The 25,058-nt window shown below is 74.0% G+C and carries 18 protein-coding genes; 9 read left to right on the top strand and 9 right to left on the bottom strand.

The window, feature by feature from the left end; genetic code table 11:
- Nucleotides 1-11 precede the first annotated feature (11 nt).
- The 3 genes from EDD28_RS08375 to purL form a co-directional block, all read right to left on the bottom strand.
- Complete coding sequence (locus EDD28_RS08375) at nt 12-812, bottom strand: sulfite exporter TauE/SafE family protein (RefSeq protein ID WP_123739192.1); 801 nt, start codon at nt 810-812, stop codon at nt 12-14.
- 16 nt (nt 813-828) lie between these two features.
- Complete coding sequence (gene gdhA / locus EDD28_RS08370; RefSeq protein ID WP_123739191.1) at nt 829-2,154, bottom strand: NADP-specific glutamate dehydrogenase; 1,326 nt, start codon at nt 2,152-2,154, stop codon at nt 829-831.
- 133 nt (nt 2,155-2,287) lie between these two features.
- Nucleotides 2,288-4,594 carry a phosphoribosylformylglycinamidine synthase subunit PurL gene (gene purL, locus EDD28_RS08365; protein ID WP_123740010.1) on the bottom strand — a complete coding sequence of 769 codons (2,307 nt, stop codon included), beginning with the start codon at nt 4,592-4,594 and terminating at the stop codon, nt 2,288-2,290.
- Nucleotides 4,595-4,820: 226 nt separating this feature from the next.
- On the opposite strand from purL, the gene EDD28_RS08360 reads away from it, so the two are divergent.
- Nucleotides 4,821-5,492 carry a hypothetical protein gene (locus tag EDD28_RS08360; protein WP_123739190.1) on the top strand — a complete coding sequence of 224 codons (672 nt, stop codon included), beginning with the start codon at nt 4,821-4,823 and terminating at the stop codon, nt 5,490-5,492.
- The gene (locus EDD28_RS08355; protein WP_123739189.1) at nt 5,492-6,127 is read left to right on the top strand and encodes a hypothetical protein; all 636 of its coding nucleotides are present in this window, start codon (nt 5,492-5,494) and stop codon (nt 6,125-6,127) included. Before EDD28_RS08360 ends, EDD28_RS08355 begins: the two co-directional genes overlap by 1 nt.
- 39 nt (nt 6,128-6,166) lie before the next feature.
- On the opposite strand, the gene EDD28_RS08350 is transcribed toward EDD28_RS08355, so the two are convergent.
- A complete protein-coding gene (locus tag EDD28_RS08350; RefSeq protein WP_123739188.1) occupies nt 6,167-7,060 on the bottom strand; it encodes a siderophore-interacting protein in 894 nt (297 codons plus the stop codon).
- 180 nt (nt 7,061-7,240) lie between these two features.
- Here EDD28_RS08350 and EDD28_RS08345 point away from each other — a divergent pair, with 180 nt between their 5' ends.
- Nucleotides 7,241-9,346, top strand: a complete 2,106-nt coding sequence (locus EDD28_RS08345; RefSeq protein WP_123739187.1) for a phosphatase PAP2 family protein — start codon at nt 7,241-7,243, stop codon at nt 9,344-9,346.
- 116 nt (nt 9,347-9,462) lie between these two features.
- Here the strand turns inward: EDD28_RS08345 and EDD28_RS08340 are convergent, their stop codons facing one another.
- Nucleotides 9,463-11,565, bottom strand: coding sequence for an acyl-CoA dehydrogenase family protein (locus tag EDD28_RS08340; RefSeq protein ID WP_123739186.1), 2,103 nt, complete (start codon nt 11,563-11,565; stop codon nt 9,463-9,465).
- A 19-nt stretch (nt 11,566-11,584) separates the two neighbouring features.
- A complete protein-coding gene (locus tag EDD28_RS08335; protein WP_123739185.1) occupies nt 11,585-12,241 on the bottom strand; it encodes a TetR/AcrR family transcriptional regulator in 657 nt (218 codons plus the stop codon).
- 115 nt (nt 12,242-12,356) lie between these two features.
- Here EDD28_RS08335 and EDD28_RS08330 point away from each other — a divergent pair, with 115 nt between their 5' ends.
- The 3 genes from EDD28_RS08330 to EDD28_RS08320 all read left to right on the top strand — a co-directional run bounded on the left by EDD28_RS08330 (nt 12,357) and on the right by EDD28_RS08320 (nt 15,460).
- On the top strand, nt 12,357-12,914 hold the full coding sequence (locus EDD28_RS08330) for a hypothetical protein (protein ID WP_123739184.1): 558 nt from the start codon (nt 12,357-12,359) through the stop codon (nt 12,912-12,914).
- Nucleotides 12,915-12,976: 62 nt separating this feature from the next.
- Nucleotides 12,977-14,068 carry a hydroxymethylglutaryl-CoA reductase gene (locus EDD28_RS08325; protein ID WP_123739183.1) on the top strand — a complete coding sequence of 364 codons (1,092 nt, stop codon included), beginning with the start codon at nt 12,977-12,979 and terminating at the stop codon, nt 14,066-14,068.
- Nucleotides 14,069-14,263: 195 nt separating this feature from the next.
- Nucleotides 14,264-15,460 (top strand): hydroxymethylglutaryl-CoA synthase, encoded by a 1,197-nt coding sequence (locus tag EDD28_RS08320; RefSeq protein WP_123739182.1) that lies wholly within the window; start codon nt 14,264-14,266, stop codon nt 15,458-15,460.
- 51 nt (nt 15,461-15,511) lie between these two features.
- Here EDD28_RS08320 and EDD28_RS08315 read toward each other — a convergent pair whose 3' ends face one another.
- A complete protein-coding gene (locus EDD28_RS08315; RefSeq protein WP_123739181.1) occupies nt 15,512-17,623 on the bottom strand; it encodes an AAA family ATPase in 2,112 nt (703 codons plus the stop codon).
- Between the two features lie 190 nt (nt 17,624-17,813).
- Between EDD28_RS08315 and EDD28_RS08310 the strand changes: the two genes are divergently transcribed.
- Genes EDD28_RS08310 through EDD28_RS08300 form a run of 3 tightly spaced genes read left to right on the top strand, consistent with a single transcriptional unit; the run spans nt 17,814 to nt 21,725 of the window.
- Complete coding sequence (locus EDD28_RS08310) at nt 17,814-19,151, top strand: acetyl-CoA C-acetyltransferase (RefSeq protein WP_123739180.1); 1,338 nt, start codon at nt 17,814-17,816, stop codon at nt 19,149-19,151.
- 13 nt (nt 19,152-19,164) lie between these two features.
- Nucleotides 19,165-20,625, top strand: a complete 1,461-nt coding sequence (locus tag EDD28_RS08305; RefSeq protein ID WP_123739179.1) for a 3-oxoacyl-ACP reductase — start codon at nt 19,165-19,167, stop codon at nt 20,623-20,625.
- 17 nt (nt 20,626-20,642) lie between these two features.
- Entirely contained in the window at nt 20,643-21,725 is a 1,083-nt protein-coding gene (locus EDD28_RS08300; RefSeq protein ID WP_170169403.1) for a MaoC/PaaZ C-terminal domain-containing protein, read from the top strand.
- 72 nt (nt 21,726-21,797) lie between these two features.
- Here the strand turns inward: EDD28_RS08300 and EDD28_RS08295 are convergent, their stop codons facing one another.
- Both EDD28_RS08295 and EDD28_RS08290 read right to left on the bottom strand, forming a co-directional pair.
- Nucleotides 21,798-22,499, bottom strand: a complete 702-nt coding sequence (locus EDD28_RS08295) for a hypothetical protein (protein ID WP_123739177.1) — start codon at nt 22,497-22,499, stop codon at nt 21,798-21,800.
- A 733-nt stretch (nt 22,500-23,232) separates the two neighbouring features.
- Nucleotides 23,233-25,032 (bottom strand): AMP-binding protein, encoded by a 1,800-nt coding sequence (locus EDD28_RS08290; protein WP_123739176.1) that lies wholly within the window; start codon nt 25,030-25,032, stop codon nt 23,233-23,235.
- Nucleotides 25,033-25,058 lie beyond the last annotated feature (26 nt).

The following is a 25,058-nucleotide window of genomic DNA, read 5'->3' as shown; positions in this document are numbered from 1 at the left end:
GACGGGCGGCCTCAGCCGCGCCGCGCCCGCCGGGCGCGGAGCGCCTCGGCCACCGTCTTCCAGATGAGGAAGAGCAGGAAGGCGACGAACAGCAGGTTGGCGACGCGGGGCTCGAGCAGCCGCGCGACCCAGGACCCGAGCGTCACCGTCAGGCACGCCCCGAGCCCCACGAGCAGGCCGCCGCGCCAGTCGACGAACCCGCGACGCAGGTTCGCGACCGTCCCGGAGACGGCCGTCGGGATCATCATGAGCAGCGAGGTGCCCTTGGCCAGCAGGTCGGAGTAGCCGAACAGCAGGATCATCGCCGGCACGACGATGACGCCGCCGCCGACGCCGAGCAGCCCCGACAGGATGCCGGTCACGAGTCCCACGGCCACGAGGCCCGCGATCAGCCCCGGCCCGACCTCGATCGAGCCGTCCCGGAGCGGGACGGTGAGGAAGAGCTGCACGGCCACGACGACGAGGAACGCGACGAACGCCCAGCGCAGCACCTGCTGGGACAGCCGCGCGAGCAGCCACGCGCCGATCTGGGCGCCGACGACCGTCCCGGCCGCGAGGATCGCCGCGGTCAGGACGCTCACGTGGCCGTCGAGGCCGTAGGTGAGCGTCCCGACGAGCGACGTCGGCACGATGGCGAGCAGCGACGTCCCCGCCGCCCGTCGCCGGTCGAACCCGGCGAAGGCGACGAGCGCGGGGACGATGACCGTCCCGCCGCCGACCCCGAACAGGCCGGACAGCAGCCCGGCCGCGAGCCCGATCAGCACGAACGTGAGCCAGGCTCGCGGCCTCGCCGGGGCGGCGGGGTCGGTCACACCGTCGGACAACGTGTCAGATCACGCCCTGGGCGATCATGGCGTCGGCGACCTTGGTGAAGCCGGCGACGTTCGCGCCGAGCACGTAGTTGCCCGGGGCGTCGTAGGCGTCGGCGGTCTCGAGGCAGGCGTGGTGGATGCCGACCATGACGTCCGTCAGCCGCGCGACCGTGTACTCGAACGTCCAGGAGTCGCGGCTGGCGTTCTGCTGCATCTCCAGCGCCGACGTCGCCACGCCGCCCGCGTTCGCTGCCTTGCCCGGGCCGAACAGCACGCCGGCCTCGCGGAAGACCTCGACGGCCCCCGGCGTGCACGGCATGTTGGCGCCCTCGGCGACGGCGAGGACGCCGTTCGTCACGAGGCGGCGCGCGTTCTCCTCGTCGAGCTCGTTCTGCGTGGCGCACGGGAGCGCGACCTCGCACGGCACGTCCCAGATCGAGCCGGTGCCGAGCGCCGAGCTGGGACGACGCTCGACGTAGTCGGCGACGCGGCCGCGGCTGCGCTCCTTGATGTCCTTGAGCAGCTCGAGGTCGACACCGGCCTCGTCGACCACGTAGCCGGAGGAGTCGGAGAACGCGACGACGTGCGCGCCGAGCTCCTGGGCCTTCTCGATCGCGTAGATCGCGACGTTGCCGGAGCCCGACACCACGACGCGGCGCCCGTCGAAGCCCTCGCCCCGCGTGCGGAGCATCTCCTGGGCGAAGATGACGGCGCCGTAGCCCGTCGCCTCGGTCCGGGCGCGCGAGCCGCCCCAGGACAGGCCCTTGCCCGTGAGCGCGCCGGACTCGTAGGAGTTCGTGACGCGGCGGTACTGGCCGAACAGGTAGCCGATCTCGCGCCCGCCGACGCCGATGTCACCGGCCGGGACGTCGGTGTACTCGCCGATGTGGTTGGCCAGCTCCGTCATGAACGACTGGCAGAACCGCATGACCTCGGCGTCCGAGCGGCCGTGCGGGTTGAAGTCCGCGCCGCCCTTGCCGCCGCCGATCGGCATGCCGGTGAGCGCGTTCTTGAAGATCTGCTCGAACCCGAGGAACTTCACGATGCCGAGGTTGACGGACGGGTGGAACCGCAGGCCGCCCTTGTACGGGCCGAGGGCCGAGTTGTACTGGACGCGGAAGCCGCGGTTGACGTGGACGCGGCCGGCGTCGTCGACCCACGGCACGCGGAAGATGATCTGGCGCTCGGGCTCGCACAGACGCTCGATGACCTCGACGTACTCGGGGCGGCGGGCCACGGCCGGTCCGAGCGAGTCGAACACCTCCCGCACGGCCTGGTGGAACTCCGGCTCACCGGGGTTGCGGAGGAGGACGGTGCTGAGCACCGGTTCGAGGCTCGTCATGACTGAGCTTCCTTCTTGAGAGGTGGGGCCGGGGAGGATCGTACGCGATCGCCCCGACCGGCTTCGGGGGTCGCCTGTGCGGCGTCGTCCCCCGGATCTCGGTGGACGACGGTCGCGGTCGCGCGCGCTGGGCTCAGCCGAAGTACGACGGGAGCGTGGCCGCGGACGCGGCGGCGAGCGGGTCGAGCGGGAGCTCGACGGGGCCCTGGGGGGTGTCGAGGGCGAGGGTGCCGTCCTCGGCGGTCTCACCGAGGCGGAGCAGGGGGAAGCCGCGCGCGGAGCAGAGGTCGGCCAGGGCCACCTCGGCCTCTCGCGGCACGGCGACGAGGGCGCGGGCGCCGGACTCGGCGAACAGCGCCGAGGTCAGGTCGACGCCGTCGCGCGCCATGAGCTGGGTGAGGTCGACGCGCGCGCCGACGCCGTAGCGCAGGCAGGCGTCGACCAGGGCGATCGCGAGGCCGCCCTTGGACAGGTCGTGCGCGGCGAGCGCCACGTCGTCGCGCGAGGCGTTGACGAGGATCGCGGCGAGCGCGCGCTCGGCCGCGAGGTCGACCCGCGGCGGCACGCCGCCGAGGTGACGGTGCACGACGCGGGCCCACTCCGAGCCCGAGAGCTCCTCGCGGGTCGTGCCGAGGAGGTACACGGCGAGGCCCGCCTCGCGCCAGCCCGACGGCGTCGCGCGGGCGACGTCGTCGAGGACGCCGAGCACGCCGACGACCGGCGTCGGGTTGATCGAGGAGTCGATCCGGCCGGGCTCGCCGGTGCCGTTGTAGAGGGAGACGTTGCCGCCGGTCACGGGCACGCCGAGCTCGCGGCACGCGTCGGCCAGGCCGGTGATCGCCTGGACGAGCTGCCACATCGAGTCGGGGTCCTCGGGGCTGCCGAAGTTGAGGCAGTCGGTGACGGCGAGCGGCCGCGCGCCGACCGTCGCGACGTTGCGGTACGCCTCGGCGAGCGCGTGCTGCGCGCCGGCGTACGGGTCGAGCTTGGCGAACCGGCCGTTGGCGTCCGTCGCGATGGCGACGCCGAGCCCGGTGGTCTCGTCGACGCGGACGACGCCGGCGTCGTCGGGCATCGCGAGGGCCGTGTTGCCCTGGACGTAGTGGTCGTACTGCGAGGTGATCCACGACGTCGATGCGAGGTTCTCGCTCGCGACCAGCGCGCGGACCTGCGCGACGACGGCCTCGAGGGTCTCCGGACGCGGGAGGGCCTCGCCGGCGTCGGCGTTGAGCCCGTCCTGCCAGGCGGGACGCGCGTAGGGGCGGTCGTAGACCGGGCCCTCGTGCGCGACGGTGCGCGGGTCGACATCGACGATGCGGTGGCCGAAGTGGTCGATCGTCAGTCGCCCGGAGTCGGTGACCTCACCGATGACGGCGGTCTCGACGTCCCACTTGCCGGTCACCGCGAGGAACGCCTCGAGGTTCTCGGGCCGGACGACGGCCATCATCCGCTCCTGCGACTCGGACATGAGGATCTCGCCGGCCGTGAGCGTCGGGTCGCGCAGCAGGACCTTCTCCAGGTCGACGTGCATCCCGCCGTCGCCGTTGCTCGCGAGCTCGCTCGTCGCGCACGAGATCCCGGCAGCGCCGAGGTCCTGGATGCCCTCGACGAGACCCGCCGCGAACAGCTCGAGGCAGCACTCGATGAGGACCTTCTCCATGAACGGGTCGCCGACCTGGACGCTGGGCCGCTTGGCCGGCATGCCGCCCTCGAACGTCTCGCTCGCGAGGATCGACGCGCCGCCGATGCCGTCGCCGCCGGTCCGGGCACCGAACAGCACCACCCGGTTCCCGACGCCGGACGCGTTGGCGAGGTGGATGTCCTCGTGCCGGAGCACACCGAGGCAGAGCGCGTTGACGAGCGGGTTGCCCTGGTAGCAGGGGTCGAACTCGGTCTCGCCGCCGATGTTCGGCAGCCCGAGGCAGTTGCCGTAGCCGCCGACCCCGCCGACGACCCCGTGCACGACGCGGGCCGTGTCCGGGTGGTCGACCGCGCCGAACCGGAGCTGGTCCATGACGGCGACGGGCCGCGCGCCCATCGAGATGATGTCGCGGACGATGCCGCCGACGCCGGTCGCCGCACCCTGGTAGGGCTCGACGTAGCTGGGGTGGTTGTGCGACTCGACCTTGAACGTGACGGCCCAGCCGTCGCCGATGTCGACGACGCCGGCGTTCTCGCCGATGCCGACCAGGAGGTGCTCCTTCATGGCCGGCGTGGTCTTCTCGCCGAACTGGCGCAGGTGGTTCTTGCTCGACTTGTAGGAGCAGTGCTCGCTCCACATGACCGAGTACATGGCCAGCTCGGCCGCGGTCGGGCGGCGCCCGAGGAGCTCGACGATGCGCGCGTACTCGTCGTCCTTGAGGCCGAGGTCGCGGAACGGGAGGTCGCGCTCCGGCGTCGCGGCGGCGTTCTCGACCGTGTCGGGGAGCTCGGCTGGCATGGCGGGCGTCGCGTCGGTCACGGGCGGCAGCCTATCGCCGATGCCCGGGCCGGCGACGAGGCGTCCACGGGTGGGGCACGGCTGGCGGCGGCGACCCGGCGGCAACCGACGTCGACCGCCGGGCGGCGGACCCGACCGACTGAGACGTGGGTCACGCGACGGTGACGCGCGCGGACGGCGTGAGGTACGTTCATCCGTTCGCAACCCCGACGCCAAGGAGAACCACATGTCGATCCGGCACCTGACCGCCCGTACGACCACGACCACCCGCGCGCTCGCCGTCCTCGGCGCCTCCGCGCTCGCCCTCACGCTCGCCGCCTGCTCGGGCGACGCGAAGCCCCCGGCGACCTCGGACACCGAGACCCCGGCCGAGGAGACCTCGCAGGAGGCGACCCCGGAGGAGACCCCGTCCGCCGAGGAGACCACGCAGGCCGAGGCGCCCGCCGACGGCGACCTGGCGTCGTGCCTCATCGGCAACTGGGAGCTGGACCTGGAGAGCGTCAAGGCGCAGCTCGAGGCGCTCGGCGAGGGCATGACCGTCAACGCGTTCGACGCCAACGGCCACTCCTACGTCACGATCGACGCGACCACCTGGACGAGCGAGGTCGACAGCACCTCGAGCATCTCGATGGAGGCCGGCGGCCAGACGATGGACATGGAGACCGTCTCGAAGGGCTCCTACACCTCGGAGTACACGCTCGCGGGCGACCAGCTCACGCAGACCAGCGTCGTGTCGGCCGAGGGCTCCTCGACCACGACCGTCGCCGGCCAGGAGCAGGTCATCGACATGGCCGACGCGGCCGAGGCGAGCCTCAACGTGCCGGGCACCGTCACCTGCGACGACTCGACGATGACCTTCTCGGTCAGCGGCATGACCCAGACGTTCGCCCGTCGCTGATGACCCAGCCCCGCGTCGCGCCGCGCCGGGTCCTGCGCGCGACGACGTCGCTCGGTGCCGTGGCACTCGCCCTCACGCTCTCCGCGTGCTCGGGCGGGGCCGCGGCGCCGGGCGGCTCGGGGTCGACGGGCGAGCCCGCCGGGTCGGGTGACCCGGGGGCCGCCGCGTCGGACGTCTCGCTCGCCGACTGCCTCACCGGCGACTGGACGATGGACCTCGCCGCCGCGCGGCTGGCCGCGCTCGCGGCAGGCGACTCGACGCTGATCGACATCGACCTCACGGGCGACGCCGTCGTCACGGTCGACGCGACCACCTGGACGAACGAGGTCGACCTGACCTCGAGCGTCGTCGTCGAGTCGAAGGGCGGACGGGTCGACGTCACGTCCGTGACGACCGGGACCTACGCGACCCGGTACACGCTCGACGGGGACCGGTTGACGCAGACCGACCTGGTCTCCGCCGATGGCACCGTCACGACGACGATCGACGGGCGGGATCGGTCCGGCGACTTCACCGCTTACGCGGCGCAGGGCGTCGGGGCCGTGTGGACCGTGACCTGCACCGGCGACTCGATGACTCTCGCGCCGGTCGGCCAGGAGGAGCTGACGACGGGCGGGGTCTTCACCCGTCGCTGACGCCGCCGCGTCGCCCGCGGTCCGCTCTCCCGCCCCAGCTCAGCCGCCGGTCGCCGCGAGCTCGGTCGCCTCGACCTGGGCGTTCCACTCGCGCTTGCTCTCGCGCCACTGCTCGTCGTCGACGCCCCGGCGCCAGTACCCCGAGATCGACAGCCGCTCGCGCGGGACGCCCCGCTCGAACCGGAGGTGGGAGCGCAGCTCCTTGACCCAGCCCGCCTCCCCGTGGACGAACGCGTGGACGTCCAGGCCCGACGCCGCGGTCGCGCCCTCGTCGTCATCCCCGCTCCCCGGCAGGCGCAGCGACCGCACGACGGCGACGATCTCCTCCCCCGGCGGCAGCGACGAGCAGGCCGCGTGCACCCAGCGGACGGTCGCGCTCGCGAGGGTCGGCAGCTCGATCTCGTCGGCCGCGTCCTCCACCTCGACGACGACGTCGGCGCTGGCCCCGCTCGGCAGTCGCTCGAGCGCGACGGCGATGGCCGGCAGGGCCGAGGCGTCGCCGACGAGCAGGTGGTGGTCGGCGTCCAGGTCCGGGGAGTAGGCCCCGCCGGGGCCGCGAAGCTGGACGAGGCTGCCCTCGCCGAACGGCTCGACGTCCCGCGCCCACGGCCCGGCGATGCCCTCGTCGCCGTGGACGACGAAGTCGAGCGTCAGGTGCACGCCGTCGAACGACCGGATGGTGTAGGTCCGCATCACGGGCCACTGCTCGGGCGGCAGCGTCTCGCGCAGCTCGGCCGCGTCGTACGGCCACGGGAGGGTGACGCCGCGCGGCGGCAGCACGACCTTGACGTAGGCGTCGGCGAACTCGTTCCCCGGCAGCTCCGACAGCGGGCCGCCACCGGGCGCGGCGAGGACGAGCCGCACGAGGTGCGGGCTGACCCAGGACTTCTCGACGACCTGGGCCTCGGTCGTGCGCACGTTCTTCGGGGGCATGAGCCGTCCTCCTCGCGATGTTGTTAGGTCATCCTAACCCGGGCTCGGCACGCGAGACCGATGGGGTCGCGGCCGCACATACGTCCATATGTCGTGACATATGTCTCCGTGATCGTTAGGGTCGATCGGGACGTCGGCGGGACGACACGACGTCCCGCCCCAGTGACCCGAAGGAGAGTCATGGCAGCAGCGCCCCTACGACCCACCCCGTCCCGGCCACCGGGGAGAGGCACGAGCCCGGCTCGACGTCCCCGCACCGCGGCCCTGTCGACCCTGTCGGCCGCGGGCGTCCTCGCGCTCGCGGGGCAGCTCCTCACCCCCGCGGCGTCGGCCGGCCCGGACGACGCGATCGCCCCGCGGCCCGGCCCCTACGGCTACTTCGTCGACGCCTACAGCGGCAACGTCGAGGAGAACACGACGGTCGAGACCAGCCCGGCGATCGGCGTGCTCGCCGGGATGCTGGAGGTGTGGCAGCCGGGCGCGGCATGGGACGACGGCACGGTGCTCGATGCGGGGGTGCACGAGGCCAACCTCGACCGCAACGCGGCGATCGCCGCGGCGCGGACACCGGCGGAGGAGGACTACGCCTACGTCATCGACCGTCGCCACCAGAGCTACTCCGCGCTCGACGGCCTCGGCCCCTACGCCCCGGCGTTCCGCGTCGCCATGAACGCCGGGACGACCATCCCCGACGAGGTGCCGGCGGACGCCGCCACCGTCGTCCACAACGACACCGGCAACGAGAACGGCGTCTGGGCCGACACCGGCCCCGACACGGAGCTCGGCAGCGTGACCGAGCTGGTCAACACCGTGCGGGGCTGGTACACGACCAGCAACAACGCCAAGAACTTCTACCAGTACCCGCGGCCCTTCCGGTGGGCCGGCACCGAGGACGTCGTCATCTGGAGCCTCGAGCCCCGCCGGTCGCCGAACCCGGCGACGGACGGGGGCTTCCCCAGCGGCCACACGAACGCCGCCTACCTCGCCTCGCTCGCGCTCGCCCACGCCGTGCCGCAGCAGTACGACGACCTCGTCGAGAACGCCGCGGGGATGGGGCACAGCCGCATCGTCGCCGGCTTCCACTCCTCGCTCGACGTCGTCGGCGGCCGGGTGCTCGGGACGGCGACCGCCGCGGCCGTCCTCGCCAACCCGGCGTACGAGGGCATCCGGGCGACGGCCCTCGCCGACGCCCAGCAGCTCCTCGCCGCCTCCCCCGTCGTCGAGTCGATCGACCTCTCCCCCGCCGCCCAGGCGGAGTACCGGGACCGGGCGCAGGCGTACCGCGCCTCGACGGTCGAGGGCTTCGAGCAGCTCGGCGACCCGACGCTCCCCGCCGTCGTGCCCAAGGGCGCCGAGGCGCTGCTGGAGACCCGCTTCCCCTACCTCGACGCCGGCCAGCTCCGCTGGCTCCTGCGCTCGACCGCCATCGAGTCGGGCTACCCGCTCCTCGACGACCCGGAGGGCTGGGGTCGGCTCGACCTGTTCGCCGCGGCCAACGGCTACGGGGCGTTCGACTCCGACGTCGCCGTGACGCTCGACGGCGAGGAGGACGTGTGGCGCAACGACGTCTCCGGTCCCGGCTCGCTCACCCTGGGCGGCACCGGCAGCCTCGCCCTGACCGGGGCGAACGACTACCGCGGGGGCACCGTGCTCGACGGCGGCCGGCTGCTCGCGGCATCGCCGGCGGCGCTCGGCGCGGGCACCGTCGAGGTGTCGGCCGGCGAGCTGGTCGACGCGACCGACGGCACCGTCCTCGTCGGGGGTGACTACCGGCAGGCGGCGGACGGCGCCCTCACCCTCACGGTCGAGGACGCGCCGGCGCTCGCCGTCACCGGCGCCGCCGACCTGGGCGGAGCGCTGCGGGTCGAGCTGCCCGAGGGCACGACGCTCGAGGAGCCGATCACGCTCGTGGAGTACGGATCGCTCGCTGCCGGGGCGGCGTTCGCGTCGTTCGAGGTGACGGGACTGGCCGGCGAGGACGCCGAGCTGGTCTACGGCGAGCACGCTCTCGTCCTGCGGGCGGCGCAGGACGCCGGGACACCGAGCCCGACGCCCACCTCGCCGTCGCCCACCGCGCCGGGATCTCCCGAGCCCAGCTCGCCGTCCACGCCGACGCCTAGCGCCACCCCGGGCACGACGGCTGCCGCGTCGACGCCGGCCGGCGCGTCCGGCCGGCTCTCGGACACGGGCGCACCCGTCGGAGGCGTGGTCGTCCTGACGCTGGTGCTCCTGACGCTGGGGTCTGGCGCGCTCGCACACGTCCGCCGTCGGAACGCCGGGGCGTGACGCCGACGACGTGACCCGGGTCGGTCGACGACGGCCGGGGTCGGGCCACGATGCGCGGCCCGACCCCGGCCGTCCCGGCTGCGCGCACCCACGCCCGCATCCCGCGGGCGAACGGGTCAGCCGGCGCGCTTGAGCAGGTCCTTCTCCGAGACGGGCGCGTCCCCGCTCTCGCGCAGGGCCGCGTGGTAGGCCATCGCCTCGGCCTGTCGCTCGCTCTCCGCCGGCGTCGCGATGTCCGCGCGGAGCTGGGCGTCGCCGTAGCCGAACACCTCGACGAGCTGGAGCGCGTACGGGCGCAGCCGGAGGAGGAGCCGCTCGATGTAGGACGTCACCGTGCGTGCCCGCTGCGCCGAGAGCCGACCGTTGACGACGTACCAGGCGAGGTGGGACTCGATGAGGTGGAGGCCGAACAGGTCGCGCAGCCAGGTCAGGACGCGGCGGCCGTCGGGGTCGGTGACCGAGTCGAGCGCCTCGGTGAACGCCTCCCACTGCATGAGCTCGCCGTGCGCGCGGGCCGCCTCGACCAGCTCGGCCTGGTTCGCGTCGAACGCGGCGGCCTTCTCCTCCGGCGAGCCCTTGAGCGACGGCCGCAGCCGGAGCGCGATCTCCTCGATCATCGTCTCGACGCGGTCCTCGAGCAGCTCCCGCTGGACGGCGGGGTCGCGCAGCTCGCTCGCGGAGCGCGCCTTGGAGCCCCAGTCGCGCACCGACTGCGACGCGCGGCGCAGCGGCGTCCGGTAGAGCGCCATGTCCCCGGCCCGCTTGGCGACCCAGCGCGCCTGCCCGGCCACGTCCATCGTCGCGGTCTCCCGGCCGTAGTCCGTGAGCAGCCGCTTGCCGACGAGCTGGAGCAGGACGGTGTTGTCGCCCTCGAACGTGACGTAGACGTCCAGGTCCGCGCGGAGCCCGACGATCCGGTTGGCCGCCATGTACCCCGCCCCGCCGCACGCCTCGCGACACGTCTGCAGCGTCTCGAGCGCGTGCCAGGTGGCGAGCGGCTTGGCCGCCGCCGCGAGCGTCTCGAGGTCCTCGCGGTCGGCGTCGGTGTCCCGCTCGCCGGCAAAGACGCCGTGGAAGCGTTCGAGCAGGTCGTTGTGGAGGAGCTGGACGGCGTACGTCCTCGCCAGGAGCGGGAGCAGCCGGCGGCGGTGCGTCCCGTAGTCCATCAGGACGGTCTCGACGCCGTCGGCACCCGGGAACTGGCGGCGCTGCTCGGCGTACCGGACCGCGATGGCGAGCCCCATCTTGGACGCGACCGCCGACGCCCCACCGAGCGAGACGCGACCCTGGACCAGCGTCGAGAGCATCGTGAAGAACCGGCGGCCGGGCGAGGCGATCGGCGAGGAGTACGTCCCGTCCGGGTCGACCCGGCCGTACCGGTCGAGCAGGTTCGTTCGCGGCACGCGGACGTGGTCGAACGCGAGGCGACCGTTGTCGATCCCGTTGAGGCCGCCCTTGTAGCCGTCGTCCTCGCTGCGGACGCCGGGCAGCATCGGGTACGCGCCGCGCTCGTCCGGCTCACGGGAGGTGTCCCGCAGCGGCACGTAGAACGCGTGCACGCCGTGGTTGACGCCACCCGTGACGAGCTGCGCGAACACGACGGCCGCGACGCCGTGCAGCGCCGCGTTGCCGAGGTACTCCTTCCACGCCCCGCGGAACGGGGTGTGGATGACGAACTCCTCGGCGTCCGGGTCGTAGGTGGCGGTCGTACCGATCGATGCGACGTCGCTGCCGTGGCCGATCTCGGTCATCGCGAAGGCCCCGGGCACCTCCAGCGACATGATGCCGGGCAGGAGCTCGTCGTGGTTGTGCTGGGTGCCGAGGTGGAGCACCGCCGCGCCGAACAGGCCCCACTGGACGCCGGCCTTGATCTGCAGGCTCGGGTCGGCGACGAGCAGCTCCTCGAACGCCGCGATGTTGCCGCCCGGGTTGTCGCCACCCCCGAGCCGGGTCGGGAAGGCGCGCTGCACCTCGCCGCGGGACGCGAGGTCGGCGAGGCAGGCGAGCACGCGGGCGCGGTGCTCGGGCATCGGCAGTCCGGGGATGCCGACGAGGCCGGGTTCCGCGGCGACGTCGCGCGTGTGCCGGCGCAGGTCGCGCCAGCGACCGTCGAGCGCGTCGGAGATCTGGGCGCGTGCCCGCGAGCTGAGGGCGACGGCGTCGGACGGGACCGGCTCGCTCGTCGACGTCGGGCGGGCCGACCTGGGTGCGGTGGTCATCGTTGACTCCTTCGGCGGTTCAGGAGGGTGCGGCGGACGGGAGCTGCGAGGTGCCGTGGCAGAGCCAGTCGGCGATGGCGTCGGCGAAGGACGTGAGGTCGACCGGGCGACGGGCGAGCACGAGGTCGGCCGCGCCGCGGACGAAGCCGATGACGCCCGCGGCCCAGACGGGCGCGAGGTCGACCGGGCGGCCGGTGGCGGCGAGCACGTCCGCGAGGCTGGGGACGAGGAGCGTCGCCGCGTCGTGGGCGAGCACGCGCATCGGCGCCTCGTCGTCGCCGGCCTCGATCGCGGCGCCGCCCGTGACGAAGACGTAGACGGACGGCGAGGCCGCGACCATCTCGAGGTAGACCGCGACCATCGCCCGCAGGGCGCCCTCGGGAGTCGCAGCCTCGCGGGAGGCCTCGGCGAGCGCGGTGCCGAGGTCGTGCAGCACGGCCTCCCCGACGGCTCGCTGGAGACCGGCGCGGTCGCTGAAGTAGCGGTAGACGATGGACTTGGACGTGCCGATCGCCGCCGCGATGTCGTCCATCGACAGGTCCGGGCCGCCGTGGTGGACGGCACGGCGAGCGGCGAGCGTCAGCTCGGTGCGGCGGGCGGCGCGGTGGCTGTCCCACCGGCGCGCGCGGCCGTCGGCCGAGGTCTCGGTGGGTGCATCGACGTCGACGCGACTCATGAAACTCAGAGTATCAGGTACTTTCCGCCCTCACTCCGCCGGGCGGCCCGTCGCGGCGGCGGGGGCCCGGGCGGCAGGACCGGGGCGGGTCGGGGCCACCTGGCAGACTGTCGCGATGGCCGACTACTCCTCGTACCCCGCCCAGCCGCTGCCGCAGTCGCCGTCACCGTTCCAGGCGCCGCAGCCGACCTCGCCGCGCGCCGCCTACCTCGAGGCGGCCGCCAGGCGGTGCCTCCTGTGGGGGATCGCCCTCGCCGCGTTCGGCGGCGTGCTCGTCTTCCTCGGCCAGCTCATCCTCTCGACGATGATGAACTCCTGGGGCTCCTTCGCCTACGAGGCGTACTCGTGGATCAGCTGGATGCTCAACGTCGTCCAGTCCGTGTCGCTGTCGATCGGGTCGGTTCTCATCGCCGGCGCGATCATCCTGCGCGTCATCACGCGCTCCCAGGCGTACTCCGACGAGGTCACCGCCGCGCCCCAGGCGCCCGCGGGCGTCGCCGGCCCGACGCCGCGACCGGCGCCGATGCCCGGGCACGACCCGTACCAGGCGCCGACCCCGCACGCCCAGCCGGGGCAGCACGCCCAGCCCGGGCAGCAGGCACAGGCGCAGGGTCAGGCGCCCGGTCAGGCGCCCGGGCCGGGCGACCCGAGCCCCTGGGCTCGCCCCCAGTGACCCGCGGCGGGCGGCGCCGTCGACGCCGACCGCGTCGCCAGGTCGTTCGATAGGTTGACGGCGTGAGCACCTCCCCCGACGCGACCGCGCCGAGCCAGAGCCCGTCGTCCACCCCCATCCCGCTCAAGTGGGTCGGGCCGCTGCGCATCACGGCCGCGGCGGCCGACGGGTTCGCCGGCACCGAGGAGCTGAGCGTCCCGCTCGCCACCTACGAGACGCCGCTGTGGCCGTCGGTCGGACGCGGCGGCCGCGTCTCGATGCTGACCGACGGCGGGATCCGCGCCGTCGTCGTCGACGAGCGGATGTCGCGCTCGATCCTGCTCGAGGCCGACGACGCCGCGACGGCCCTCGCGGCGTGGCGGCGGATCGAGGCGGCGCGCGAGGAGCTGCAGGAGGTCGTGTCGACGACGAGCCGGTTCGCCCGCCTGATCGACCTGCACGTCCAGATCGTCGGCGACATGCTGTTCGTCCGGTTCGAGCTGACGACCGGCGACGCCTCCGGCCACAACATGGTGACGCTGGCCGCCGACCGGCTGATGGACCACCTCCTGCGCACGGTCCCCGGCGTCCGGTACGGCTCGATCTCCGGCAACTACTGCACGGACAAGAAGCCGTCGGCGGTCAACGGGATCCTCGGACGCGGGAAGAACGTCGTCACCGAGATCACGATCCCGCAGGCGGTCGTCGAGAAGCGGCTGCGCACGAGCGCCGAGCGCGTCGAGCGGCTCAACCTCGGCAAGAACCTGATCGGAGGGATCGTCGCCGGCTCGCTGCGCAGCGCGAACGCGCACTACGCGAACATGCTGCTCGGCTTCTACCTCGCGACGGGGCAGGACGCGGCGAACATCGTCGAGGGGTCGCAGGGCATCACACGCGCCGAGAACCGCGACGGCGACCTCTACTTCTCCTGCACGCTGCCGCACCTCATCGTCGGCAGCGTCGGCAACGGGAAGGGGCTGCCGGCCGTCGAGGAGGCGCTCACCCGGCTCGGCTGCCGCGAGGAGCGCGAGCCGGGCGTCAACGGTCGCCGGCTCGCCGTGCTGGCCGCGGCCTCGGTGCTGTGCGGGGAGCTGTCGCTGCTCGCGGCACAGACCAACCCGGGCGAGCTCATGCGCTCGCACGTCGCGATCGAGCGCGGCGGCAAGGGCGCCTGAGACGCCGCCGCGACACGGCCCGCGCGGCGGCTCCACGGACCGGCGCGGGACGTGGAGATGCCGTGCAGAACCCAGCTCCGGGACCACCGGGGTCGAGCGATGCCCCCGAGTGGGGCCATAATCGTCGGTGGACCACGCCCGCGGAACCTGGCCACGGGTCTTCGTGGGGCAGCCACGCGTGAGGAGCCTCGAGGTATGTCGCAGTCTGAGTCGGTCGTGCCGCGCATCGGTATCCACGACCTCGCACTCGCGACCTCGCACTACGCCCTGCCCCTGACCGCCCTCGCCGACCACCACGGCATCGACCCGGCGAAGTTCACGGTCGGCATCGGGCAGGACGTCATGAGCGTGCTCGGCCCGGACGAGGACATCGTGACGATGGCCGCCGAGGCCACGAGCCGGATCATCGAGCGCAACGGCACCGATGGCATCCGCACGCTCCTGTTCGCCACCGAGTCGGGCATCGACCAGAGCAAGTCGGCGGGCGTCTACGTCCACCAGCTCGTCGGGCTGCCGCAGCAGGTGCGCGTCGTCGAGCTCAAACAGGCCTGCTACTCGGCCACGGCCGCGCTGCAGTTCGCCGTCGGGCTCATCGCCCGCGACCCGTCGCAGAAGGTGCTCGTCGTCGCCAGCGACGTCGCCCGCTACGACCTCGGCTCCTCCGGCGAGTCGACGCAGGGCGCCGCCGCCGCCGCGATGCTCGTCCAGGCCGACCCCGCGCTCCTCACCGTCGAGAACCCCGCGGGCGTGTTCACCGAGGACGTCATGGACTTCTGGCGGCCCAACTACCGCTCGACGGCGCTCGTCGACGGCAAGGGCTCGATCCGCGCCTACCTCAACGCCATCGGCGGCGCGTGGGAGGACTACCGCGCGCAGGGCGGGGCGTCGCTGGAGGACTTCGCCGCGATCTGCTACCACCAGCCGTTCACGAAGATGGCCTCGAAGGCGCACCGGCACCTCGCCGTCCTCTCGGGTGCCAACCCGACGCCGGACGAGGTGGCCGCCTACCTCGCGGACACCATGCGGTACAACCGCGTCATCGGGAACTCCTACACGGCGTCGGTGTACGTCGCGCTCGCGTCGCTGCTCGACCACCACGAGGGCGACCTCACGGGCGCCCGCGTCGGCCTCGCGTCCTACGGCTCGGGCTCGGTCGCGGAGTTCTTCGGCGGCGTCGTCCAGCCCGGCTACCGCGAGCACCTCCGCGTCGCCGAGCACACCGCGATGATCGACTCCCGCGTGATGCTCGACCACACGGCGTACGAGGTGCTGCACAAGACGACGCTCCCCGAGGACGGCCGCGAGTACCTCACGGCCCGGGAGACGGCGCGGCCGTACCGGTTCGCCGGCCTCGGCGACCACCAGCGCCGCTACGAGCGCACGCTCGGCTGAGCCCCGACGCTCGCGACATCGCGACCGTCGTCGTCCGGCGACGCAGGGCAGCTACAGGTAGAGCCCCGGCCCCGTCGTCGAGGCCTTGACCGTCCCGGCCGCCGGGATGTCCTGCGGCAGCAGCGTCCGGATGTCCGCCGGGCTCGGTGACGGCAGCGCCACCACCCGCATCGCCTGGAGCGCCGTCGCCTCCTCGAAGACGTTGCGCATGAACCGGCCGTTGCCGAAGTTCACCGGTCGCGGCGACGGCATGAGCTGGCGCACCGCGTGGTCGACGCCCCACATGAGCTCGAACCCGGCCTCGGCCGCGATGAGCTGGAAGATCTGCCACAGCTCGTCGTCGCCGTAGTCGGCGAACGAGAGCGTCGCCGGGAACCGCGAGGCGACGCCCGGGTTGGAGTCGACGAACGTGCGCATCTCCGCCGGGTACCCCGCCGCGACCACGACGAGGTCCTGACGCATGTCCTCCATGCCCTTGATGAGCGTCGCCATGGCCTCGTGGCCGAAGTCGCGGAAGGAGTCCCGGGGGACGAGCGAGTAGGCCTCGTCGATGAACAGCACGCCGCCCTCGGCCCGCTCGAGCACCGCGCGCACCTTGGGCGCGGTCTGACCGATGTACTCCCCGACGAGGTCCGCGCGGCCGACCTCGACGAGGTGCCCGCGGCTGAGCAGGCCCTGCTGGGTGTAGATCCGGGCCAGGATGCGCGCGACGGTGGTCTTGGCGGTGCCGGGGTTGCCCGTGAAGATCAGGTGCCGCGAGCGCCCCGTGTCGGGCATCCCGGCCTGGCGCCGCAGCACCTCCGCCTTCGCCTCGGCGAGCAGCCGCGTCACCTGCTGCTTGATCGGCGCGAGGCCGATGAGCTTCTCCAGGTCGCCGAGCGGGTCGCCGATCTCCAGCTCCTCCACGACGCCGGAGAACCCCGCGCCGTCCTCGTCCTCGCGCACCCGGACGCGGCCGGCCTCGTCGGCACCGCCCGCGGCGCCGCCGCCCCCGGCGGACCCCAGGTCGTCGGCGTCGCCGGTCGCGGCGGCCACCGACGCCGCGGCGGCGGCCGCCGCGCGCCGGGCGGCGAGCTCCTCGGCGAACCGGTTCCGCCCGCGTCGCGGCGTGTAGATCTCCTCGAGGTCCTCGAGGAACGTGATGAGCGGGATGCTCGCCGGCGCCATCGGCCCGACGGGCGGGTCGGGCAGGGAGCCGGCCTGGGCGGAGGCGAGGCTCGCGAGGTTGACGAGGTTGCGGGCGAGCTCGAGGTCGCCCGCCTGGAGCGCCCGGGCGACGACGGAGCGCAGCCGGGCGCGCGCCGCGTCGACGTCGCCCTTGCCGGGGATCGCCTCGTACTCGCGCGCCACCGCGTCGGCCGCCTCGGACCCGATGGCGGTCGACAGCAGCGGCGGGACGGGGCGGTCCGTCGCCTTGAGCCCGTCGGCGATGAAGCGCGGGACGGAGAACGGCCCGTGCAGCGGCGAGACGGGGGCCACCGCGACCACGGCCTCGAGCCCGTGGTACGCCCAGGCGAGGAGGTCGACGGCCCCGGAGAGCTCGGGCAGGACGGAGTAGACGTCGTCGCCGAGCTCGTTGCGCCAGACGAACGCGATGTCCGAGCTGCGACCGGTCGCGTGGATCTCCAGCAGCCGGTCGTCGTCCCGGATCCGGTCCCAGACGCCGAGCAGCACGTCGGCGCGCTCCCGGTGCAGCGGGCTCGTCCGCAGCGCGCGGAGCATCTCGAGGTGGAGCTCGACCGCGGTCTCCCGGTCCCACCCCTCGTCGGCCGCCCGGACGAGGAGCTTGTACGGCCAGGTCGGCGCGACGCTGTAGTACCGCTGGATCGGCAGGGGCGCGCTCAGCACGTCCTTGACGAGGTAGCGCTCCTGGACCTGCCAGGGGAACCGCGAGTACGGCCCGGCGAAGATCGGGACGGGCCCGGCGAGATAGGCCGAGTGCTCCCAGAGGATCGACGCGACGCGGGAGGTCCCGTCGGGGTAATGGGTGTTCCCGGTCGTCGTCCCGACGCCCGGGAGCTCACGCATGATGTGCTCGACGGCGGCGTCGAGCTCGTCGATCCACCCGTCCGGGATCACCCACGGGACCCCGGGGCCGACGACGTCGAGGTAGGTCGCGCCGCTCAGCAGCGGGGCGTAGGCCTCGGGGAGCTCGATCGGCACGGCGGTCCTCCAGGTGCCTCGGGGGCGCGGCTCGCGCTGGTGCGCGGGGTGCGCAGGTGACCGTGCCAGCCTAGAGGCCGCGATAGCCGGTACTCTGAGTATCAGGATCTGCGCCGGCGCCGTTCTCGTCGCGCTGCTTCCCCGGGGGTCACGTACCCTCGCTGCACCCGCTCTCGCCCGGAGGCCCAGCATGACCGACACCGCGACACCCAGCCCGAGCATCCCCGCCCGACCGGACGGACAGGCCGTCGTGGTCGGCGGCAACCGCATCCCGTTCGCCAAGGCCGGCGGTCACTACGCGGGCGCGACGAGCCTCGACATGCTGACGACGACGATCGACGGCCTCGTCGCACGGTTCGGCCTCGCCGGCGAGCGGCTGGGCGAGGTCCGCGCCGGCGCCGTCCTCAACCACTCCAAGGACTTCAACCTCGCCCGCGAGGCGGTGCTCGGCTCGGCGCTCGACCCGACGACGCCGGCCGTCACGCTCCAGCGCGCCTGCGCCACGAGCCTCGAGGCGGCCTGGGACGTGGCGAACAAGATCACGCTCGGCCAGCTCGACGTCGCGGTCGCCGCCGGCGTCGACTCCACCTCCGACGCGCCGATCGTCGTGGGCGAGCGGCTGCGGAAGGTGCTCCTCAAGCTGAACCGGGCGAAGACGCCGATGGACCGGGTCCGGCTGCTCGGCCAGCTCCGCCCCGCCGACCTCGCCCCCGTCGCTCCGAACGTCAACGAGCCGCGCACGGGCCTGAGCATGGGCGAGCACCAGGCGCTCACCAACCTCGCCTGGGGCGTGACGCGCGAGGGCCAGGACGAGGTCGCCCTCGCGTCGCACCGCAACCTCGCCGCGGCGTGGGAGGACGGGCTGTTCGACACGCTCGTCACCCCCTACCGCGGCCTCACCCGCGACGCGGCCCTGCGCCCGGACACGACGGCCGAGGCCCTCGCCGGGCTGCGCACCGTGTTCGGCAACGACCAGTCGAACCCGACGATGACGGCCGGCAACTCGACCCCGCTGTCGGACGGGGCGGCGGCCGTGCTCGTCGCCTCGCCGGCGTGGGCCGCGGCCAACGGCCACACGCCGCTCGCCCGGATCGTCGACGCCGAGGCCGCGGCCGTCGACTTCGTCCGCGGCGAGGAGGGCCTGCTCATGGGCGGCGCCTACGCGGTGCCCCGGCTGCTGGCCCGCCAGGGGCTGGCGCTGGAGGACATCGACCTGGTGGAGATCCACGAGGCGTTCGCCGGCGTCGTCGTCGCGACGCTCGCGGCCTGGGCGTCGGAGGAGTTCGCGCAGCAGCAGCTCGGCCTGCCGGCCCTCGGGACGCTCGACCCGGCGCGGCTCAACGTCGCCGGCTCCTCCCTCGCCGCTGGTCACCCGTTCGGCGCGACGGGCGCGCGCATCCTCGCGACGCTCGCGACGCTGCTGCACCGCCGTCGCCTCGCCGATCCCTCGCGGGAGCGGCCGTTCCGCGGCGTCATCTCCGTCTGCGCCGCTGGCGGTCAGGCCGTCGCGATGCTGCTCGAGGCGTGAGGAGGAGCCCGCGATGGTGACGATCCCTGCCCCGCTGCGCGGAGTGCAGCGACAGATCGCGAGCACGCTGACCAAGGCGCTCGGCCTCACCGAGCCGGTGCAGCTGCGGCGCACCGACCCGGACTCGGTCGACGTCCCGCTCGTCGCCGGCCCGGTGCTCGTCGTCGGCGACGCCGCACCCGGCGAGGGTGGCGGCGACGGCTCGGGCGAGGTGGCCGGCGTCGTCTCGACGCTGCGCTCGTGGGGGTGCGACGTGCGGGAGTGGTCGCCGGAGACGGGCGCGCCGAGCGAGCAGCGCTGGGGCGCCGTCGTCGTCGTGCTGACCGGCCTGACCGCGCCCGACCAGGCCGCGGCGCCCGTCCTCGCGCTCGGCTCGGTCCTGCGCGACCTCGCGCGCTGCGCGCGCGTCGTCGTCATCTCCCGCCTGCCGTCCGACGCGACCCGCGCCCGGGTCGACGGGACCGACGACGCCTCGCGACGGGACGACCGGGCCGGCGACGGCGAGGTCTCCCCCGCCGAGGCCGCCGCCCGGGCCGGCGTCGAGGGGCTCGTCCGCTCGCTCGGCAAGGAGCTGCGGGCGGGCGCGACGGCGAACGGGATCCAGCTCGCCGACGGGGTCGACGTCCTGGCCCCGGCCGCGGTCGGGACGCTGCGGTTCCTGCTGTCGGCGCGGTCGGCGTTCGTCGACGGGCAGCTCGTGCCCGTGACGGGCGACGGCGAGGCTCCCGCCGACTGGGCGCGGCCGCTCGCGGGGAAGGTCGCCGTCGTGACGGGCGCCGCCCGCGGGATCGGCGCCGAGACGGTCCGCGTCCTGGTCCGCGACGGCGCCCTCGTCCTCGGCGTCGACGTCCCGGCGGCGGGCGAGGCGCTCGCTCGGACGATGAACGCGGTCGGCGGTGTCGCCCTCCAGCTCGACATCACCGCCCCGGACGCCGCGGAGCGCATCCTCGAGGCGATCGGGCGCGGGCCGTTCCGCGGGCGGCTCGACGTCCTCGTCCACAACGCCGGCATCCTGCGCGACAAGCTGCTCGCGAACATGACGCCGGCCCAGTGGGAGTCGGTCGTCGCCGTCAACCTGGCGGCCCAGCTCGCGATCACGGCCGGTCTGGCCGAGGCCGCCCCCGGTCTCGTCCAGGTCTCGCTGGCCTCGACGAGCGGCATCGCCGGCAACCGCGGGCAGACGAACTACGGCTTCTCCAAGGCCGGCGTCATCGGCGCGACGCAGGCCTGGGCGGTCCTGCTCGGCGAGGGCGGCGGGCGGGCGAACGCCGTCGCCCCCGGCTTCATCGAGACCGAGATGACGGCGTCCATCCCGGCCGTCCAGCGCGAGATCTCCCGGCGCGTCTCCTCGCTCGGTCAGGGCGGCAAGCCCGTGGACGTCGGCGAGGCCGTCGCCTTCCTCGCCTCGCCCCAGGCCGGCGGGATCAACGGACAGGTGCTGCGCGTGTGCGGCCAGAACCTCGTGGGACGGTGACGGAGGCGATGGAACCGATGGACGACGCGACGCACGAGCCCGAGGACGTCGGACGCCACGGCGAGGAGCACGGCGACGCGCCCTGGATCGACGACCTCCTGGAGGAGGACGCCGCCTCGCGCGCGGCGCACCCCGAGGCGACGGTCGACCGCGGGGCGCCCGAGCGCGTCGAACGCCTCGACGCCGTCCCCGAGCCCGGCCGCGTGTACGCCGCGGCGCTCGCCCGGTCCGGCCGGCTCATGCTCGGCGCGAGCGCCGGGACGCAGGACCCGGCCCGGGCGCACGTCCCGGACGTCGCGCTCGAGGTCGCCGGCATCCGCCTCGACCAGGAGCGTCTCGACGCCTACCGCGCGCTCGTCGGCGACCGCGCCGCCGAGTCGACCCCGCCCGGCTTCGTCCACGTGAGCCTGTTCGGGCTCCAGCTCGCCCTCATGACGCGTCCAGACTTCCCGCTCCCGATGCTCGGGATGGTCCACGTCGCCAACCGGGTCGAGCAGCTGCGCGCCGTCACCTGCGCCGACGAGCTGACCGCCCGGACCTGGGCGCGCGCGCTCGCGCTCCGCCCGATCGGCGACGGCGAGCACGTCGGGACGCAGGTCGAGCTCGTGACGGAGGTCCGCACCGCGGGCGCCGTCGCCTGGCAGGGCGTCTCGACCTACCTGGCCAAGGGGGTCGCACTGCCGCGGCTGCCGATCCTCGCCCGCGATCCCCGCGAGCCCTTCGCGCCGCCGGTCCCGACCGGCGGCTGGACGACGGACCGCGTCCGGAGCAAGGAGTACGCCCGGGTCTCGGGTGACCGGAACCCGATCCACACCTCGTCGCTCGCGGCGCGGGCGTTCGGGTTCCCGCGCGTCATCGCGCACGGGATGGACACCGCGGCCCGCGCGCTCGCGGCGCTCGGACCGGTCCGCGGGGAGGCGTTCACGTGGCGGGTCGACTTCGCCGCGCCGGTGCTCGTACCCGGTCGCGTCGCGCTGCGCGTCGAGCGGGTCGACGACCTGGAGACGACGCCGGACAGCCGTCGGCCGGGCTGGGCGATGCGCGCCTGGGAGCCAACGAAGGGGCGGCTCAACCTCGACGGCTCGCTCGCCCTCGCCTGACCGCTCCGACATCGGGGTGACCTCGATCGCGATACGCGACCGGAGTCACCCCGACGTCGGAGGCCGTGGGCGTCAGCCGGCGACGATCCCGCGCAGCGCCAGCAGCTCGACCTCGTCGTCGTGGTGCACGCTGCCGTGCTCGATCACCCCGATCGACTCCTCCACCACCCGCTCCCCGAGCACGGAGTCCAGGAAGATGAACGTGACCTGGCCGGCCACGTCGTCGGGCACGGCGTCGAACGCGTCGTGCGTCACGTACACGTCGACCTTGCCGTCCGCCCGGCGACGGGCCCGCACGCGCGCGCCCGCGAAGTCGATCGTGTGCGGGGGCGCCTCGGCGTCGGTGGACCCGATCTGGATCTCGAAGCTCGTGGGGTCGGGCACGGGCTGGCGGCGGTTGTCGTAGGTGACCTGCGGGTCGGCCGGAGCCCCGGCGAGCCAGCGGTCGGCGAGCTCCTGCTTGGCGGGGTCGCCGCCCGGGGTGAACGCGAGGGCGAGCAGCTTCTCCCGTCCGGGTCCCATCTCGAAGGCCAGGCCGATCGCGTCGGCGTGCGCGGCGATCTCCCGCACGAGGTCGTTGCGCTCGGCGACGCGGGTCTCGCGCGCGTCGTCACCCGCCGCGTCGCCCGCGTCGTCCGCGGGGACCAGCGTCGCGAGCGCCCGCGCCCGGCCGTCCTCCGACCACCAGGTCCAGAACCGGTCGACGGCGGCTCCCCGGCGATCGGACATGACCTGCTCGCGCTTGCGCGTCTTCCAGCTCTCGAAGAACCCCATGGGCGGCCACGCTACCGTCGGCCCGTCCCACGATGCGAGACGGTGAGCGGGAGTTATCCACCAGTTTCGTCCACAGGCCTGTGCGTGAGGCACATCACAGCAGGTCGCCCTGTGGACGAGCGTGGGGACGCGCTGTGGACGCGAAACTGCTCGCCAGAACCTGTTGCGCCGCCCCCGGAACCCGGGCAGTCTCAAGGCACTCGGAACACCGAGGGAGAAGGACCGGGAGACCGGGACGGACCCCGAGGCCCGGGTCGGTCGGAGTCGGAGGCACGCAGCGGTTCGCCGCAGCGAGGCACCCGGCACCGGACGGACGACCGGCAGGTCGTCGGACCACGTGGGAGACCACACGGTGCCCGACCAGGCACCGGGGACGACAAGACACCGATCGTCGGACCACTGGGAGAACCCGGCTGGTGCGATCCTCACGGAACGCCCCTGGGAGCGACCAGACGTCATGTGGTCGCATGGCAACCCGGCAGTCGTCGCCGCGGTCCTCGGACAGCAGCGGTCGACGGTGCGGCAAGGCCCTCGGGCTCGGCCGCCCGAACCGGACCACCACCCCCGGGTGGCGGACCAGGAGATGCCGGATGGTCACACACGAAGGGCCCCTCGACACGCTACGTCGAGGGGCCCTTCGGCTGTTCTCAGGATGGCACCGGGACGCGGCCCGCCCCGGGAACGACACGCGTGCCCCGGGTAGATCGCCGGGGTCTGCGGCGCGCCGCCGGGTTCAGCTCGCCGTCGCGTCCGTCGTCGCCCGCGCCGGGTCGCCGGCACCGCCGGCGCCGTCCGCATCGGCACGACCGGCGTCATCGGCCGTCCCGGCGAGCAGGCCCTCCTTCACGCTGCGCCGCAGCACCTTCCCGATGAGCGAGCGCGGCAGCTCGCTCACGACGTGCAGCTCCTTCGGCAGCGCGTACCCCGTGAGGTGCTGCGCCGCCCACGCGCGCAGGTCGGCGAGCGAGATCTCGGGCACGGTCCCGTCGAGCACGACGGCGGCCACCACCTTCTCGCCGATGTCCCCGGCCGGCATCCCGACGACGGCGACGTCGGCGACCCCCGGCATCTCCCGCAGGTGGTCCTCGACCTGCGACGGGTAGACCTTGAACCCGCCCGTCACGATCATCTCCTTGATCCGGTCGACGAGCGTGACGAACCCGGTCTCGTCGCGCACCACGATGTCGCCGGTCCGCAGCCACCCGTCCTCCAGGAGCTGCGCCGCGCTCTCCTCCGGCCGGTTCCAGTAGCCGCGGAACACCTGCGGACCGCGGACGAGCAGCTCGCCGCGGGTGCCGTCCGACACGTCGTCGAGCGTCTCGGGATCGACGACGCGGATCTGCGTCGAGGGGAACGGCAGCCCGAGCGACCCGGGCCGCCGCGCCGGCGAGACGGGGTTGCCGAGCGCGACGGGACCGGTCTCCGTCATGCCGTAGCCCTCGATCGCATACCCGCCGGTCGCGCTCTCCCACTCCCGCGCGGTCTGGGCCGGGAGCGGCATCGCGCCGGAGAACGCGAACGAGAAGGACGTGAGGTCGACGCCCTTGGCGGCCGCCACCCGGACCGTGCGCTCCAGCATCGGCGGCACCGCCGGGAAGAACGTCGCGGGCCGGCGCCGCTGCGACGCGACGATGGCCTCGGGGTCGAACCGGGGGAACGGGACGAGCGTCGAGGCCGTGCGGATGCCGAGCACGAGCAGCGTCTGCAGCCCGAACGCGTGGAAGAACGGCAGCGCTCCGACCATGGTCTGCTCGCCGCGGCCCATCCGCGTCCACTCCTCGCACTGGACGGCGTTCGCGAGGAGGTTGCGGTGGGTGAGGACGGCGCCCTTCGGGGTGCCGGTCGTCCCGCCGGTGTACTGCAGGATCGCGACGTCGTCGGCCCCGGGGAACGGGTGGCTCTCGGGCAGCTCCGGCGCCTCCAGCACGCTCTCCCAGCGCACCGCCGCGCGCGGGACGGGGCCGCGCATCGTGGCGCGGGCGCGACGGGCAGCGCGGAGCGGGAGCGAGAGCATGAGGCGCGAGGACCGCGGCAGATCGGCCGTCAGGTCGACCGCGACGACGGTGCGCAGCGCGCTGCCCTCGCGCGCCGCGAGCGCGGCCGGGACGCTCGGCTCCCAGGCGATCGCCACGAGCGCGCCCGAGTCCGCGAGCTGGTGGGCGAGCTGGCTCGCCGGGTAGGTCGGGTTGTGCTCGACGACGACGGCCCCCACCCGCAGCGCCGCGTAGAACGCGACGACGTGGGAGGTGCAGTTCGGCATGACGATGGCGACCCGGTCACCGGCCCGCACGCCGAGGTCGAGCAGTCCCTGCGCGGCGCGGAGCACCCGGCGCTCGAGGTCGCGGTACGTCGTGGTCCGGCGCAGGAAGTCGACGGCCACGCGACGCGGCCAGGTGCGCGCGCTGGCGTGGAGCTGCTCCGGCACCGACTCGGCGGGGACGATGACCTCGCGCGGCGCCCAGGCCTCGACGGGCTGCGCGTCGCTCTCGTTCGGGGAAGCCGGCAGGACGCCGTCGGACGGGGGAAACCTCATGCTCCGACCGTAACCTACGGATGCGT

Origin of the sequence: Salana multivorans, assembly GCF_003751805.1 — a bacterium.
Classification (GTDB): domain Bacteria; phylum Actinomycetota; class Actinomycetes; order Actinomycetales; family Beutenbergiaceae; genus Salana; species Salana multivorans.
The sequence above is the reverse complement of the archived record's forward strand: the minus strand, read 5'-3'. Positions and strand labels throughout refer to the sequence as shown.

What these genes read in the sequence shown, in the direction of transcription:
- gdhA (WP_123739191.1), bottom strand. Translation starts at nt 2,154, where the DNA reads ATGACGAGCCTCGAACCGGTGCTCAGCACCGTCCTCCTCCGCAACCCC.
- purL (WP_123740010.1), bottom strand. Translation starts at nt 4,594, where the DNA reads ATGCCAGCCGAGCTCCCCGACACGGTCGAGAACGCCGCCGCGACGCCG.
- EDD28_RS08360 (WP_123739190.1), top strand. Translation starts at nt 4,821, where the DNA reads ATGTCGATCCGGCACCTGACCGCCCGTACGACCACGACCACCCGCGCG.
- EDD28_RS08355 (WP_123739189.1), top strand. Translation starts at nt 5,492, where the DNA reads ATGACCCAGCCCCGCGTCGCGCCGCGCCGGGTCCTGCGCGCGACGACG.
- EDD28_RS08350 (WP_123739188.1), bottom strand. Translation starts at nt 7,060, where the DNA reads ATGCCCCCGAAGAACGTGCGCACGACCGAGGCCCAGGTCGTCGAGAAG.
- EDD28_RS08345 (WP_123739187.1), top strand. Translation starts at nt 7,241, where the DNA reads ATGGCAGCAGCGCCCCTACGACCCACCCCGTCCCGGCCACCGGGGAGA.
- EDD28_RS08340 (WP_123739186.1), bottom strand. Translation starts at nt 11,565, where the DNA reads ATGACCACCGCACCCAGGTCGGCCCGCCCGACGTCGACGAGCGAGCCG.
- EDD28_RS08335 (WP_123739185.1), bottom strand. Translation starts at nt 12,241, where the DNA reads ATGAGTCGCGTCGACGTCGATGCACCCACCGAGACCTCGGCCGACGGC.
- EDD28_RS08330 (WP_123739184.1), top strand. Translation starts at nt 12,357, where the DNA reads ATGGCCGACTACTCCTCGTACCCCGCCCAGCCGCTGCCGCAGTCGCCG.
- EDD28_RS08320 (WP_123739182.1), top strand. Translation starts at nt 14,264, where the DNA reads ATGTCGCAGTCTGAGTCGGTCGTGCCGCGCATCGGTATCCACGACCTC.
- EDD28_RS08310 (WP_123739180.1), top strand. Translation starts at nt 17,814, where the DNA reads ATGACCGACACCGCGACACCCAGCCCGAGCATCCCCGCCCGACCGGAC.
- EDD28_RS08305 (WP_123739179.1), top strand. Translation starts at nt 19,165, where the DNA reads ATGGTGACGATCCCTGCCCCGCTGCGCGGAGTGCAGCGACAGATCGCG.
- EDD28_RS08300 (WP_170169403.1), top strand. Translation starts at nt 20,643, where the DNA reads ATGGACGACGCGACGCACGAGCCCGAGGACGTCGGACGCCACGGCGAG.
- EDD28_RS08295 (WP_123739177.1), bottom strand. Translation starts at nt 22,499, where the DNA reads ATGGGGTTCTTCGAGAGCTGGAAGACGCGCAAGCGCGAGCAGGTCATG.
- EDD28_RS08290 (WP_123739176.1), bottom strand. Translation starts at nt 25,032, where the DNA reads ATGAGGTTTCCCCCGTCCGACGGCGTCCTGCCGGCTTCCCCGAACGAG.